This is a genomic window from Nonomuraea sp. MTCD27, assembly GCF_041950495.1.
In the GTDB taxonomy this organism is placed as follows: domain Bacteria; phylum Actinomycetota; class Actinomycetes; order Streptosporangiales; family Streptosporangiaceae; genus Nonomuraea.
The window spans coordinates 371185-385425 of record NZ_JBGNUW010000008.1 but is presented as its reverse complement, the minus strand read 5'-3'; the positions used below and the strand labels follow the sequence as shown (position 1 = coordinate 385425).

The window sequence follows — 14241 nt, the reverse complement described above, 5'->3', positions numbered from 1 at the left end:
CCTCGTTGCGGCTCGATATCCGGTGAATCGGTAGATGTCCACGTCGCCCGCTCCTGTTGCCGTATGCGGGGGGAAACGTCACGGCTCGGCGGCCGTCAGTCGCCCCAGACCGCCTTTGCGTAGGTGTAGAAGTTGAGGCCGAGGATCTTCTCGATCCTGGCCGACGAATAGCCGCGCTCCTCCAGCAGGCGCGCCAGCTCCCGGAACTGGTCGACCCCGCGCAGGTCGACGACGAACGGGAAGGTGTCGCTGCGCTCCCCGGCCGCGGAGGCCCCGGCCTGCCGGCGCAGCGCCACGTGCTCGGCGAGCCGGTCCCGGTAGGCGTCGAGGTCGTCGATGGCGGTGATCGTGCCGTCGGTGCCGATGCCCACGTGGTCCTCGCCGCACACGTTGACGGCGTGGACGATGTGCTCCACCACGTCGGAGGCGCGGGCGTGCCCGGAGGCGTTGAGGAACGGCATGAAATAGATCCCGACGAAACCGCCTCGCGAGGCGACCAGCCGCAGCTCCTCGTCGGTCTTGTTGCGCGGCAGGTCGACCAGCGCCCGGCAGCCGGTGTGGTTGATCGAGACGGGCTGAGCGGACACCCGCGCGGCCTCCAGGCAGGTCCGCTCGCCGCTGTGCGACAGGTCGACCATGACGCGCTGCTCGTTGAGCGCCGCCACGACCTCCCGCCCGAGCGGCGTCAGGCCCCGGTTGCCCGGCGCCATCGAGCCGTCGCCGACCTGGTTCGCCTGGTTGTAGGTCAGCTGGATGACCCGGACGCCCAGGCGGGAGAAGGTGGCGACGCGTTCGGGCCGGTCCTCCACCGCGGCGGCGTTCTGGAAGCCGTAGATGATGCCGATCTTGCCGGTGCGCTTGGCCTCGGCGATGTCCTCGGCCGTGTCGACGCGCACCAGGTGCTCGTGGTGGGCGCGGATGATCGCGTCCCAGGTCCCGATCTCCCGCAGGGTGTGCTGATAGGGCGGGAAGTCGCCCATCGTGTAGCCCAGGGTGACGTTGATCGCGGTCACGCCCGAGGCGTGCGCGTCGGCCAGCGTGCGCTCGTCGATGGTCAGCCGGTCGCTGGTCTGCACGAGCGTGCCGGCGGCCTCGGCGTTCGGGTTGTCCAGCACGCCGAGCGCGTTGACGACGATGTGACCGGAGATGTCGATGCTCATGCCGGCGCCCCTTCCTCGACGCCCGCGGCGCGGGCCCGCTCGTGGTCGGCCCGCTCGTGGTCGGCCCGGTCGTGGTCGGCCCGGTCGTGGTCGGCCCGCTCGTAGTCGGCGCGGTCGTGGCGCCGGCCGCGCTTGACCGTCGTGACGATGTGGCGCAGGTGGCCGATGTCCTCGTACGGGTCGGCGGCGACGACGAGCAGGTTGGCCAGCTTGCCGGCCTCGACGCTGCCCGTCGTGGCGCGCTGCCCCAGGGCGGCCGCCCCCGCGAGGGTGGCCGCGCGGACCGCCTCCCGGGGCGGCAGGCCCATCGCGTGGACGAGGTGGTCGAGCTCGTCGTGGAGCGAGGGGTAGGGGTCGCCCGGCGGGGTCTCGTAGTCGGTGCCGGCGCAGATCTCCACGCCCACGTGCCGGGCGCGGTCGATCAGCCGCCGCAGCACGTCCTGCGCCATCCCGGCCGCGCCGGGCGGGCTGAGCGGGATCCTGGCCACCACGCTCGCCGTGGCGTCGAGGATCGTGCCGCGCCGCCGCATGTCGCCGAGCAGCGCGTCGATCGCGTCCACCGGCGCGTCCAGGAAGCGCTCGTAGACCTCCGCGAGGTGGGCGCGCTGTCCGCGGTACGTCGCGGGCCGTACGCCGGCGAGCTGGTAGGCGAGCATGTGGACGTGTGACACCACGTCCACGCCGGCCGCCACGACGTCGCCGGGCAGGGCGGGGAACACCGACGCGTGCGCCCACACCCGCATGCCCTGCCGGTGCGCCTCGGCGGTGATCCGGGCGATCGTCGGACCGTCGAGGTCGGCGTAGACCTTGACGGCCACGGCTCCGGTGCCCCGTGCCCGCGCGACGGCCAGCGTCAGGTCGGTGTCCTCGTCGATCGCCTGCATCCACGGCGCGGTGCCGGGCGTCGTGCCCTGGGTCACCTGCCACGTGCGGGGGTCGTCGAAGAAGCTCGGGCCGGCCATCAGCGCGGCGTTGTGGACGTCGGGGCCGGGGATCTCGCCGATCAGCGCGGCGCGCTCCAGGTCCGCCATCTGCCGCAGGTCGCCGGCCATCTCGCGGATCGCGGTGACGCCGCCGTACAGCTGGCGGCGCATCATCTCCTCGGCCCACTCGCGGTTGGGCGGGGTGGACAGGTGCTGGTGGGTGTCGATGAGGCCGGGCAGCAGGAACGCCCCCGCCACGTCGACGACCTCGGCGCCGTCCAGGTCCGACGAGCTCAGCTCAGCGTCCGGCAGGACCGCCTTGATCATCGGCCCGTCGGTCACCACCGCCATCCCGCGGCGGACGGGCGCACCGGTCCCGTCGATCAGCGACGCGTCGCGGTAGACCGTCACCTCTCCTGGCGCGGCGGGCGCGAAGGGGGTGGGCGCCGGGTCGTTGCCCGCGACCGGTCGTTCGTCTCTGTCGGTCATGGGGGTCGCTCGGTCTCCGTTCCAGAGCTTCGTCGAGTGGGGAGTCTCGACTCGATCTGTTACATACAGCGTAACAAGTGTTGCAACACTAGCAACGTCTGATAACATGCGTCAAGCGTGGAATGATGGCGTCGACGACCGTGGAGGGGGACCTTGCCCAGACCGGCCAGCTCTGCCGTGGACAAAGCCCTGGACCTCATCGAGGCCGTCGTCCAGGCGAACCGCCCGCTGCGCCTCAGTGAGGTGGCGAACCTGGCGGGGATGCACCGCGCCACCGCCTACCGCATCCTGGTCGACCTGGTCCGCCGCGGCTGGATCATGCGCAGCCAGGATCACTACCTGCCCGGGACGATCGTCCTGCAGTTCTCCCAGGCCGCGACCGCCAACTCGCTCGTGGTCCTGAGCAGGCCGGTGCTCCAGGCGTTGTCCGACCAGACGGCGATGATGGTGAACCTCCAGGTCCTGGAGCCCGAAGGGGCGCGGGTGATCGACGTCGTGCGGCCACCGCGGCTGGCGATGATCACCGACCTGCTGGGGGAGCTGCTGCCCATTCACAAGTTCGCCGGCCCCATGGCGCTGGTCTCCGCGCTGGACGACACCGCGCAGGTCCCTTACCTGCGCGTCGCCGAGCAGCAGGGCGGCCCCGCGGTCGCCCGGGCCGAGCTGCTGAAGGACATCGACCTGACCCGGCGCACCGGTTTCGCGCTGGAGCGCGGGCGCAACGAGGAAGTGATCGCCTCGCTGAGCCGCGCGGTGCTCACCGGCAACGGGCGCCCGATCTGCGCCCTGACGATCGTCGGTCTCGACAGCGAGTTCGACGACGCCACCCTGGCGAAGCTGAAAGACAGCCTCACCGCCGCCACGGACGAGCTGCAAGGCACCCTGAGCGGCACGACGACCCCCGGAGTCGACCTTGATTGACACCGCAGTGAGCGGAGTTCTCGTCCTCGACCGGGATCAGACCAGGGCGGCCCTGCCGGCTGACGCGCTCCTCGCGGCGGTGCGCACCGCTCTTGTCGCCATCAGCCGCGGCGACGCCTCCGCCCCGCCCCGCGTCGCGGCCCGATCGCCGCACGGGCTGCTGGGCGCGATGCCGGGCTACGTGCCGCAGCTCGGGCTGGCCGCCAAGCTCGTGACCGTCTTCTCCGCCGTCACGGCGGGCGGGCACGGCGCCCACCGCGGCATCGTCGCCTACTTCGACGAGGAGAACGGCCGGCCGCTGGCGGTCATGGACGCCGAGACGATCACCGCGCTGCGCACGGCGGCCACCGCGACCGCCGCCATGATCGCGCTCGCGCGGCCCGGCGCCCGCCGCGTCGCCGTGATCGGCACCGGGACGCAGGCCCGCGCCCAGCTCGGCCTCATCGCGGCCCTGGACCCGGTGCTGGACCCGGCGCTGGATTCCGTGCGGCCGGTGGTCGGAGCGCGTGACCGCGGCGCCGCGGAGCGCCTCGTCGCGGAGCTGCCCGCCGGGAGCGCGACCACGGTCGAGGAGGCGGTCAGGGGCGCGGACGTCGTCTTCTGCTGCACCTCGAGCCGGGAGCCGGTGGTTCGCCGGTCCTGGCTCGGCGGCGGCGCGCACCTCAGCTCGGTGGGCGGCTCCGACGGGCCGGAGTTCGGTGACGACACCCTGCGGGCGGCGTCGCTGTTCGTGGAGTGGCGGGGCGCCGTGACCGAGCCGCCGCCGGCCGGCGCCTGGGAGCTGCAGGGCGCCGACCCGGCCGACGCCCGCCTGATCGGCGCCGTGCTCGACGGCGCGCATCCGGGGCGGCGCTCGGCCGAGGAGCTGACGCTGTTCAAGTCCACCGGGCACGCCGCGCTCGACGTCGCGGCGGCCTCGGTGGCCTACAGGGTGGCCCGCGAGCGCGGGCTGGGGTTCAGCGTCGACCTGTAGCCGCCGTTCAGCGGGTGGGTGCCGCGGTGACCGGCCTGTGGGCGAGAGGGCTCGAGAAGATCATGGTGCTCGACGGCTTCCCGTAGACCGCCAGGCGGTCGATCAGGGCCTCGAACGCCGCCATCGACGGCACTGCGATCTTGAGGATGCTGCACACGTCACCGGTGACCCGGTGGATCTCCCGGATCTCCGGCCAGGCCGGCACCTCCGGATCGCGCAGCACGCAGGTCGGCCCGTAGCAGGTCAGCTGTACGAACGCGGACACCGCCCAGCCGGCCCGAGCCGGATCCACCGTGGCGTGATAGCCGGTGATCACCCCGGTCTCCTCCAGGCGGCGGACCCGCTCGGCCACCGCGGGCGGTGACAGGTGGACCCGGCGCGACAGCTCGTTGAAGGAGAGCCGGGCGTTCTCCTGGAGCTCACGCAGCAGCTCCCAGTCCATGGCGTCCACCAGGGCCACCTTTCATTTGAAAATGGTATGACCGAAATAGATACCAGACATGAGGCTCTTCGCGAGAAAGGCCGTTGAACTGGCATTCCTCCCGGCCGTATCACCGCACCATCATGAGGTGCCGATGAGCGAAGGGAGTGCGGCACACATGGAAACGACAGGACGGGTGCGTCCGACCTCGGCCGGAGAGCGGGCCGAGCGGGCCAGGGCGAGCGGCGGGCTGCCGACCCTGGAATTCGAGCGGGAGATCCCCTACGACGCCTACGTCCGTACCGACATCCTGCACGACCTGCAGCGGCCGCTGAGCGACGCTCCGGGCGAGATGTCGTTCCTGGTGATCACCCAGGTGATGGAGCTCTACTTCAAGCTCATCGCCTACGAGCTGCTCTCCGTCCGGGAGTCGCTGCGGGCCGACCGGGTGCCGGACGCGGTCGGGGCGCTGCGCCGCACGGCCCTGCACCTGGAGGCCCTGAACGCCAGCTGGAACGGCCTGCGCTGGATGACGCCCGCGGACTTCAACAGGTTCCGTGACCTCCTTGGGGAGGCGTCGGGGCTGCAGTCGGGCATGTACCGGCTGGTGGAGTTCAGGCTGGGGTTGAAGAACGAGGCGCTGCTGCGGCCGTTCAAGGGGGCGGCGATGAGCGAGCGCCTGCACCGCGCGTTCGCCGAGCCGAGCGTCTGGGACGCCGCCACCGCGCTGCTCGCCCGGCACGGCCACGACCTCCCGGACACCGTGCTCGACCGGGACTTCGGCACCGAGTACGAGCCGGACGAGGCGGTCGAGCGCGCCTGGGTGGCGGTCTACCGCGACGACGCGCCGGGTGGCCTGCGGGCGCTCGGCGACGCGCTGGCCGAGGTCTCCGAGCGGTTCGGGGACTGGCGCTACGCCCATGTGGCGGCGGTGCGCAGGTCGATGGGCGCCAAACCGGGCAGCGGTGGCTCCAACGGCCTGGCCTGGCTGGAGCGCAGCATGGCCAGGGTGGTCTTCCCCGAGCTCTGGTCCGCCCGTACCCACATGTGAGGAGACGCACCATGTCTGAAGACGACGCGCGGCGGCGGGACGCCGAAGACCCCGGCCATCGCTCCCTGTTCCTGATCCCGCCCGCTCAGGGCGGGAACCACGAGGAGTGCGCCTACTTCGCCGGGAACTCGCTCGGGCTGCAGCCCCGGGCCACCCGCGACGAGCTGCTGAGCGACCTGGACAGCTGGGCCACGCTCGGCGTCGAGGGCCACATGGACGGCGGCCGCCCCTGGGTGCGCTACAACGAGCTCCTCACCGAGCCCGCCGCCCGGCTGGTCGGCGCGCTGCCCGAGGAGACGGTCGTCATGAACACGCTGACGGTCAATCTGCACCTGCTGATGGTCTCCTTCTACCGGCCGCGCGGCGAGCGCACCCGCATCCTGATCGAGGAGTCGGCGTTCCCCTCTGACCGTTACGCGGTGCGCAGCCACGTACGCTTCCACGGCCTCGACCCGGACCTCGACGTGGTCGCGACGGCGGACCCGCCGGCCTACCTCGCCGCCGAAGGCGACAAGGTCGCGCTGGTCCTGCTCGGCGGGGTCAACTACCTGACCGGCGAGCTGCTGGACATCCCGCGGATCACCCGGGCCGGCCACGCGGCGGGCGCGAAGGTCGGCTGGGACCTGGCGCACGCCGCCGGGAACGTCCCCCTCGAACTGCACGCGTGGGGCCCCGACTTCGGGGCCTGGTGCACCTACAAGTACCTCAACTCCGGGCCCGGCGCGCTCGGCGGCGTCTTCGTCCACCAGCGCCACCTCGACGACCCCTCGATCCAGCGCTTCGAGGGCTGGTGGAGCACCGAGCCGGACACGCGTTTCCGCATGGACCCCGTCTGCGCGCCTCCCAAGAGCGCCGACGCCTGGCAGATCTCCAACCCGCCCGTCTACGCGATGAGCCCGGTCCGTACCTCGCTCGAGCTCTTCGACCGGGTCGGCATGACCGAGCTGCGCGCCCGCAGTGTCCGCCTGACCGCCTATCTGGAGAGCCTGCTCGACGGCTGGTGCACCGTGGTCACCCCGCGCGCCCCGGAGCGCCGCGGCTGCCAGCTCTCCCTGCGGGTGCCCGACGCGGACGGCCTGTCCAGGCGGCTGAGCCGGGCCCACGGGGTGATCGCCGACTCCCGCAATCCCGACATCCTGCGGCTGGCGCCGACCCCGCTCTACTCGACGTACCACGACTGCTGGCGTGCCGCGGAGGCGCTCAGGAAGGAGTTGTGATCCGTACGCTGAACGCTTGCATGGCATCCAATACATTTGTATAGAATTCTGGACGTGCGACCAATATCTGAAGAGGACCTGACGACGCGCGCCCGGATCCGCGACGCCGCGATGGCGTTGTTCGCCGAGCAGGGGGTCAAGGCCACCACGATCCGCGGGATAGCCGAGGCGGCGAAAGTCTCGCCCGGCCTGGTGCAGCATCACTTCGGCACCAAGGAAACGCTGAGACAGGCTTGTGACGAGTACGTCCTCGGCTACCTGCGCGAGCAGGTCGACGTGGGCGTCACCGACCGCAACCTGGACAAGCCCGAATTCATCGAGAACGTCCACCGCACCGCGCCACCCCTGATGAAATACCTCGGCCGGGCCCTCGTGGACGGCTCTCCCGCGGCCGCCGCCATGTTCGACGAACTCGTCGCCGTGACGGAGGAGCACCTCACCCGCGGTCAGCACTCCGAGGCCGACCACCGCGCCCGCGCGACCGTGCTCACGGCGATGAAGCTGGGCATCACGGTGCTGCACGAGCACGTCTCCCGCGCCCTCGGCACCGACCTCTACGCCCCGCAGGGCGCGCTGCGCGTCGGCAAGGCGCAGCTCGACCTGATCGCCCCGGAATTCCTCGGCCGCGAGGTGTTCGACCAGGCGCGGACGGGCCTGGAGAAGTTCGAGGAGCAACAATGAGCGCCCCAGAGCACACCTCAGCGCACACCGCAGGGCCCACAGCAGGGCCCGCCGCGGTGCACGCCGACGGCCTGGTGAAGACCTTCGGCCGGACCAGGGCCCTGGACGGGCTCGACCTCACCGTCGGGACGGGCGAGGTGCACGGCTTCCTCGGCCCCAACGGCGCGGGCAAGACCACCACGATCCGCATCCTGCTCGGTCAGATGCGCGCCGACGGCGGCCGGATCGCCTTACTCGGCGGCGACCCGTGGCGCGACGCCACAGAGCTGCACCGAAGGCTCGCCTACGTGCCCGGCGACGTCACCCTGTGGCCCTCCCTGACCGGCGGTGAGGTCATCGACCTGCTGGGCAGGGCACGCGGCGGCCTCGACCCCCGGCGGCGCGCCGAGCTGCTGGAGCGCTTCGAGCTCGACCCGCGCAAGAGGTGCCGCACCTACTCCAAGGGCAACCGGCAAAAGGTGGCGCTGGTGGCCGCCTTCGCCTCCGACGCGGAACTGCTGGTGCTGGACGAGCCGACCTCGGGCCTGGACCCGCTGATGGAGGCGGTCTTCAACGAGTGTGTCCTGCGGGAGAAGCGCGCCGGCCGCACCGTGCTGCTGTCCAGCCACATCCTGTCGGAGGTCGAGACGCTGTGCGACCGCGTCAGCATCATCCGCGCCGGCCGTACCGTCGAGTCCGGCAGCCTGGCCGAGCTGCGCCACCTCACCCGCACCTCGGTGACGGCCGAGCTGATCGGCCCGGCGCCCGGGCTGGCGACGCTGCCCGGCGTGCACGACCTGACCGTGGACGGCGCCCGGCTGCGCTGCCAGGTGGACGGCGACGCGCTCACCGCGGTGCTCGCCGAGCTGGCCGGGGCGGGCGTGCGCACGCTGACCACGCAGCCGCCGACGCTGGAGGAGCTGTTCCTGCGGCACTACGAGGGGGCCGCGAGATGACCGGCACCTGGGTTCTGATCAGGCTCATCCTGCGCCGGGACCGCGTGCTGCTGCCGGTGTGGATCGCGATCAGCGCGCTGATGCCGGCGAGCATCGCCTCCGCCACCGCCGACCTGTACGCCGGCCAGGCCGCCCGCGACGCCTTCGCGGCGGCCTCGGTGAGCAACCCCGCCCAGCTGGCCATGCGCGGCCCCATCTACGACGCGAGCGTCGGCGGCCTGACCGCCTGGACGCTCGGCTCGTCCCTCGCGCTGATCGGCGGGCTGGTCAGCATCCTGCTGATGACCCGGCACACCCGGGTCGAGGAGGAGACCGGCCGGCGCGAGCTGCTGTCCTCGGGCGTCATCGGCCGGCACGCCCCGCTGGCCGCCGCGCTCGCGGTCGTGCTGGCCGCCAACCTGCTGCTGGGCCTGCTGTCGGTGCCCGCTCTGGCCGCGGGCGGCCTGCCCGCGGGTTCCTCGCTGCTGTTCGGGCTCTCCATCGCCGCGGGCGGGTGGGCGTTCGCGGCCGTGGCCGCCGTCACCGCGCAGCTCACCGCCTCATCCGGGGCGGCCCGCGGCATCGCGATCGCCGTCGGCGGCCTGCTGTTCGCGCTGCGCTCGCTGGCCGACGTCGGCGGCATCGGCTGGCTCGCGTGGCTGACGCCGTTCGGGTGGGTCCGGCTGACCAGACCCTACGCCGGTGACCGGTGGTGGGTGCTGGGGCTGATCGCGGTGTTCGTGGCGGCCCTGGCCGCGTTCGCGTTCGTGCTGTCCACCCGGCGTGACGTGGCCGGCGGCCTGGTGTCCGTGCGCCCAGGACCCGCCACCGGCGCGCTGCGCGGTCCCTTCGGCCTGGCCGCCCGGCTGCACCGGGGTCCGCTCGCGGGCTTCGCGATCGGTTTCGGCCTGATGGGCGCCCTCCTCGGCGTGGCGGCGCGCGGGCTGGACACCCAGTTGGACACCCCGCAGTTCCAGGAGCTGGCCGCGACCATCGGCGGCGCCGGCGCCCGCGTGTCGGACGTGTTCTTCACGTTCGTGATGTACGTGCTCAGCCAGCTCGTCACAGGAGCGGCCCTGGTGTCGGCGCTCCGCGCCCGTGGCGAGGAGGCGGCGGGCCGGGCCGAGCTGCTCCTGTCCACCCCTGTCGGCCGGCTGCGCTGGGCGCTGAGCCACCTGGCGTTCGCGGTCGTGGGCCCGGTGCTGCTGCTGGCCGCGCTGGGCGCGGCGGCGGGGCTCGCCTACGACGGTGACGTGGCCCGCGTCACCGGGGCCACGCTGGCCTACCTGCCCGCGGTCTGGATCGTGGTCGGGATCGCGACGCTGCTGTCCGGCCTGCTGCCCCGGTCGGCGGCGGCCGCGAGCTGGACCGCGCTCGGCCTCTTCCTGGTCGTGGATCTGCTGGCGGAGTTCAAGCTGGCCACCGGGTTCGTGCTCGACCTGTCGCCGTTCGTGCACGTGCCGGCGATGTTGCTGGGCGGTGCCTCGTCGCCGGTGGTGCCGTTGCTGGGGCTGACCGTGGTGGCCGTGGCCCTGGCCGCGGCGGGGCTGGCGTTCCTGCGCCGCCGCGACCTGATGCCCTCTGCCTGAAACGCCCCATGGAGCGGCCTGCCGCCGTTGGCGCTACCGTACGGCGCAAATGGCGGATCCGATCACCGACGTCACCGCGTCCGGGTGCGAGATCAGCGTGAGGTGGGATCCGCCCTCGAACCGGGTGATCGTCGAGTGCGCCCGGCGGGCCATGGACAGCTTCGAGGCCGGGGTGATGATCCGGTCACCGGTGCTGACGAAGTACCACGACGGGATCGTCTTCCACGCCGCGGCCGCCGACGGGGCCATGAACGCGCTGGTCGAGGCGGCTCGCTGGGTCGCCCACAGGCGCAGCGCGGTGTTCCGCGGCAGGTCGGTGGCGAAGGAGCCGACGAAGGTGTCCCGCTTGAGGTACAGGTCGGTCACTCCCTGAGGCCGGGGCACCTTGTCGTAGAGGGTGTCCGGGTTCGCGTTGAGCGCGGAGCCCGATCCGCTGAGCTTGCCGGTGGCCTCCCCGACGTCCGGCGCGGCGGCATCGACGTACACCAGGGCCTTGACGCCGGGAACGCCCGCGGCGGCGTTCGTGATCACCGAGCCGCCGTAGGAGTGGCCGACGAGCACGATCGGGCCGGGCAGGGTCTTGAGGAAGTCGGCGACGGCCGCGGCGTCGCCGCTGAGGCCCTGGAGGGGGTTGGCTATGGCGCGCGCGACGTAGCCTGCCCGGCGCAGGGCGTCCACCTCTCCGTTCCAGCTCGACGTGTCGGCCCAGGCTCCGTGGACCAGGACGACCGTCGGCTTGGACCGGCCCGGTGATGGGGCCGGTGATGGACAGGGCAGCGGCTCGTTGGTGGTGGTGGTGGCGGCCTGGGCGCCGGTCGGCGCCGCGGCTCCCCAGGACGTGGCGGCCAGGGTGAGCGCCGCCACGCATCTCATCGTCTTCCCGGCACGTGCAGGATTCATCCGTCCCCCCGGCGCTCTCCCTCACGCTCAGCCGTGTGCTGACGAGACTCTGATGCCGCAAAAGGTGCGAAACCAACCCAAAGTGACCAAAACATTGCCAGGGCTTCGGGTCGGATCTCGCCGCGGTCACGCGTCGCGGAGGGCGTCCGGGCACCTCTCGGTGACGATGCGGGCCAGATCGACACGGGATCCTATGTCGAGCTTGGTGAAGATCCGGCGAAGGTGGGTGGAGACCGTGTGCGGGGACAGGAACATGCGGGCCGCGGCCTGCCGGTTGGTCAACCCCTGGGCGACCAGGACCGCCACCTCGCGTTCGGTGTCGGTGAGGCCGTCCCATCCGAAGCTGGGCCGTGGCGGCTGGGCCCAGTGGCGGCGCCGCACGCCCAACGCGCGCAGCCTGGATCGTACGCGTGCCGCGTCCCGCAGCGCGCCGACGTGCTGGTAGCCGTCGAGTGCCTGGTCCAGGCTGTTGACGGCCTGTTCGCGGGCGGCGGTGCCGGGTCGGGCGGCCAGCAGGACGCCGAGGTCCTCGGCGGCCGACGCGCGGGCCCACGGTTCGGGCTGATCGGTGACGGCGGAGGCCAGCGCGCCGGGGTCCTGGCGCAGAAGTCCGCGGGCGTGGGCGGCCGTGACGGCCAGGCAGGGGAAGTCAGGGTTGTTCCGGGCCAGGGATTCGGCCGTGTCCACGATGGCCCGCGCGTACGGGCGGTTCCCCGTGGCCAGCGCCAGCCGGGTCATCCAGGAGGCGGTGAGAGGCGTCGTGGTGAGCGCCCAGCGCCGCTCCTCCTGGTCGGTGTAGATCGCGTGGAGTATGTCGATGGCGCGTTCGGGATCGCCCTGGGCCTCGGCCACCGCCGCCATCACCCACCTCTCCCAGACCGACCCGAACAACATTCCGGACGCGGCGTTGATGGAGTGGTATCGCTCGATGTGCCGGACCGCGGTGTCGATGTCGCCGCGCCGCATGGCGATGAAGGCGAGCATGGACAGCCCGACGCGGATGAACCCGTGCGTGCCCAGCTCGTCGGCGATCATCATCCCGGCCTTGGCCTCGGCGGCGGCATCGTCGAACCGGCCGGCGGCCAGCCTCAGGACGGAGCGGAACAGGGCGGGCCCCGCGGCGAGCACGGTCAGCCCCAGGGCGTTGATCTCCTCCTCGGCGTCCTGGATGGCGATCTCGGACGGCCCGAACTGGCGCATGGCCCGGTAGTTGAGGCTCAGCAGCAGGCGCGCGTACGGGCGCTGGATGGCCTCGACGGTGCCGCTGTTCGCGATCCGCTGGGCTTCGTGCAGGTGCGCGAACGAGTCGGCTATCCGGCCGTCGACCATGGCGAGCCGGGCGAGCAGGAGAAGGGCCCCGACCACGGCGGCATCGGTGTGCCGCGCGCGGTCGGCGAGAACGGCTTCGGCCCGCAGCCGTCCCCTCCCGAAGTCGTTCAGGCAGATCAGCCCCCAGAACACCGTCCATTCGGCGATGCCGCGAAGATCCTCCGGGATGTCCTGCGCGAGCAGGCTTTCGGCCTCGGACTCCGCCTCGGCCGGCCGGCCGCTGAGCAGCAGGATGTACGCCAGCGCGCACCGCAGGTGAGGGGCCTGGGCGGGCGGTGCCCGGCCGAGCGCCGTACGCGCGAGATCGGCCGCCTCCGGCAGCCGCCCGATGGTCGTCAGGGCGTCGACCGCTGTTGCGGCACGACCGGCCCAGCCGGGGTCGGCGGGATCGCTGAGTTCGAGCGCTCGCGTGGCGAGGTCGGCGGCGGTCTGGGGGGAGGACCGCAGCACCTCGCGCGCGGCCCGGTCCAGGCCGAGCAGTGCGGACTCGTCACCGCGACCGGCACTGTGGAGGAGGTGCGCGGCGGCAGGGACGGCCGATCCACCTCGTCTGAGCAGCATCTCCGCCGCGTCGTGGTGCAGGGCCCGCCGTACGGCGGCGGGGAGGGTGCCGACCACCGCCTGCCAGAGCAGGTCGTGCCGGAAGGCCAGCTCGCGCTCGGTGGCCTCGACGATGCCCGCCGCCATCGCCTCCTCCAGCATGGACAGCAGCCCGCTGGTCGACTCGCCGACCATCTCGGCCAGATCCGTCACCGAGAACGAGCGGCCCAGGACCGCCGCGGCCTGCAGCAGATGTCTGGTCCGGACCGGCAGCTGCGCCAGACGTTCTTGGGTCACCGCCTGAACCCGGGGCAGCCCCGCCGACACCATGTGAACGTGACCATCGGCGACCTGGAACGCGCCCTCGCTGTTGAGCTTCTCCAGGAGGTCGACGAGCAGGAAGGGATTGCCCTTCGCCAGGCTGGCCAGGGCCAGCACGTCTGGCTCGGGCGCCGCTCCGAGAACGTCGGTGACCACGTCCGCCACCGCCGGCTCGTCCAGCGCCGCGAGCTCCAACCGCGTGGCGCCCTCCTTCTCCAGCACGTTGAACAGGCAGTCGAGCCGGGGAGCGTCGCCCCTGCCGATCGTACGAGCCAGCATCCAGACGAGCGGGTAGGAGGACAGATCGCTCGTCATCGACCGCAGGGCCAGCAGCGTCAACGGGTCGGCCCACTCCACGTCGTCCAGCGTGAGCAGCACGGGCCCGTCGGCCACCAGCCTTTCCAGCGGCTCCTGCAGCTCCTGCAGCAGCTGCAACCGCTGATCGGCCGGACCCGGGACGCTCGCGTTCCGGCCCGGGAAAAGGGTGCGGTCGGACTCCCCGAGCGCCGACAGCAGCGGGGCCAGCGGGATCAGCTGGGTCAGCTCATCCGCCACCCCCCTGGCGACCCCGAGCCCGGACCGTTCCGCGGCGGCCGCGGCCAGGCCGAGCAGGTGACTCTTGCCGGCGCCCGACGGACCTTCGACCAGCAGCACTCCGCCCCGGCCCGCCCGGGCCGCCTTGATCGAGCCGACGACGAGCCCCCACTCCCGCGCGCGGCCACGCCAGCCAGGCCAGGATGACCTCCGGGAGTCGGGCCCACCCGCCGCTTCGGTCGCATGGTGAGATGCCTCTCCCATACCTGGTCGCTACC

General features: G+C 72.4%; 12 protein-coding genes. 7 read left to right on the top strand and 5 right to left on the bottom strand.

Translation table 11 applies throughout. From position 1 onward, the window contains the following. Positions 1-95: 95 nt before the first annotated feature. Complete coding sequence (locus ACBJ59_RS25505; protein WP_375112761.1) at positions 96-1160, bottom strand: dipeptidase; 1065 nt, start codon at positions 1158-1160, stop codon at positions 96-98. Beyond that, a complete protein-coding gene (locus ACBJ59_RS25500; protein ID WP_375112760.1) occupies positions 1157-2572 on the bottom strand; it encodes an amidohydrolase family protein in 1416 nt (471 codons plus the stop codon). The genes ACBJ59_RS25505 and ACBJ59_RS25500 overlap by 4 nt, the downstream gene beginning before the upstream one ends. Positions 2573-2725: 153 nt before the next feature. On the opposite strand from ACBJ59_RS25500, the gene ACBJ59_RS25495 reads away from it, so the two are divergent. Then, positions 2726-3493 carry an IclR family transcriptional regulator gene (locus ACBJ59_RS25495; RefSeq protein ID WP_364118221.1) on the top strand — a complete coding sequence of 256 codons (768 nt, stop codon included), beginning with the start codon at positions 2726-2728 and terminating at the stop codon, positions 3491-3493. Beyond that, positions 3486-4466, top strand: coding sequence for an ornithine cyclodeaminase family protein (locus tag ACBJ59_RS25490; RefSeq protein ID WP_375112759.1), 981 nt, complete (start codon positions 3486-3488; stop codon positions 4464-4466). Before ACBJ59_RS25495 ends, ACBJ59_RS25490 begins: the two co-directional genes overlap by 8 nt. Positions 4467-4473: 7 nt before the next feature. Here ACBJ59_RS25490 and ACBJ59_RS25485 read toward each other — a convergent pair whose 3' ends face one another. Further along, positions 4474-4908 carry an Lrp/AsnC family transcriptional regulator gene (locus ACBJ59_RS25485; protein WP_375112834.1) on the bottom strand — a complete coding sequence of 145 codons (435 nt, stop codon included), beginning with the start codon at positions 4906-4908 and terminating at the stop codon, positions 4474-4476. 157 nt (positions 4909-5065) lie between these two features. On the opposite strand from ACBJ59_RS25485, the gene ACBJ59_RS25480 reads away from it, so the two are divergent. Genes ACBJ59_RS25480 through ACBJ59_RS25460 form a run of 5 tightly spaced genes read left to right on the top strand, consistent with a single transcriptional unit; the run spans position 5066 to position 10339 of the window. After that, positions 5066-5938: a tryptophan 2,3-dioxygenase gene (locus ACBJ59_RS25480; protein WP_375112758.1), complete on the top strand. Its 873-nt coding sequence runs from the start codon at positions 5066-5068 to the stop codon at positions 5936-5938. A gap of 11 nt (positions 5939-5949) precedes the next feature. Continuing rightward, positions 5950-7155 carry a kynureninase gene (gene kynU / locus ACBJ59_RS25475; RefSeq protein ID WP_375112757.1) on the top strand — a complete coding sequence of 402 codons (1206 nt, stop codon included), beginning with the start codon at positions 5950-5952 and terminating at the stop codon, positions 7153-7155. Between the two features lie 54 nt (positions 7156-7209). Further along, the gene (locus tag ACBJ59_RS25470; protein ID WP_375112756.1) at positions 7210-7836 is read left to right on the top strand and encodes a TetR/AcrR family transcriptional regulator; all 627 of its coding nucleotides are present in this window, start codon (positions 7210-7212) and stop codon (positions 7834-7836) included. After that, positions 7833-8771: an ATP-binding cassette domain-containing protein gene (locus ACBJ59_RS25465; protein WP_375112755.1), complete on the top strand. Its 939-nt coding sequence runs from the start codon at positions 7833-7835 to the stop codon at positions 8769-8771. The genes ACBJ59_RS25470 and ACBJ59_RS25465 overlap by 4 nt, the downstream gene beginning before the upstream one ends. Next, the gene (locus tag ACBJ59_RS25460) at positions 8768-10339 is read left to right on the top strand and encodes an ABC transporter permease (protein ID WP_375112754.1); all 1572 of its coding nucleotides are present in this window, start codon (positions 8768-8770) and stop codon (positions 10337-10339) included. The genes ACBJ59_RS25465 and ACBJ59_RS25460 overlap by 4 nt, the downstream gene beginning before the upstream one ends. A gap of 33 nt (positions 10340-10372) precedes the next feature. Here the strand turns inward: ACBJ59_RS25460 and ACBJ59_RS25455 are convergent, their stop codons facing one another. After that, positions 10373-11203: an alpha/beta fold hydrolase gene (locus ACBJ59_RS25455; protein WP_375112753.1), complete on the bottom strand. Its 831-nt coding sequence runs from the start codon at positions 11201-11203 to the stop codon at positions 10373-10375. A gap of 162 nt (positions 11204-11365) precedes the next feature. Next, positions 11366-14227 (bottom strand): AAA family ATPase, encoded by a 2862-nt coding sequence (locus tag ACBJ59_RS25450; RefSeq protein ID WP_375112752.1) that lies wholly within the window; start codon positions 14225-14227, stop codon positions 11366-11368. Positions 14228-14241 lie beyond the last annotated feature (14 nt).

Coding starts and splice junctions, on each gene's coding strand:
- ACBJ59_RS25505 (WP_375112761.1), bottom strand. CDS start 1,160: ATGAGCATCGACATCTCCGGTCACATCGTCGTCAACGCGCTCGGCGTG.
- ACBJ59_RS25500 (WP_375112760.1), bottom strand. CDS start 2,572: ATGACCGACAGAGACGAACGACCGGTCGCGGGCAACGACCCGGCGCCC.
- ACBJ59_RS25485 (WP_375112834.1), bottom strand. CDS start 4,908: ATGGACTGGGAGCTGCTGCGTGAGCTCCAGGAGAACGCCCGGCTCTCC.
- ACBJ59_RS25480 (WP_375112758.1), top strand. CDS start 5,066: ATGGAAACGACAGGACGGGTGCGTCCGACCTCGGCCGGAGAGCGGGCC.
- kynU (WP_375112757.1), top strand. CDS start 5,950: ATGTCTGAAGACGACGCGCGGCGGCGGGACGCCGAAGACCCCGGCCAT.
- ACBJ59_RS25465 (WP_375112755.1), top strand. CDS start 7,833: ATGAGCGCCCCAGAGCACACCTCAGCGCACACCGCAGGGCCCACAGCA.
- ACBJ59_RS25460 (WP_375112754.1), top strand. CDS start 8,768: ATGACCGGCACCTGGGTTCTGATCAGGCTCATCCTGCGCCGGGACCGC.
- ACBJ59_RS25450 (WP_375112752.1), bottom strand. CDS start 14,227: ATGGGAGAGGCATCTCACCATGCGACCGAAGCGGCGGGTGGGCCCGAC.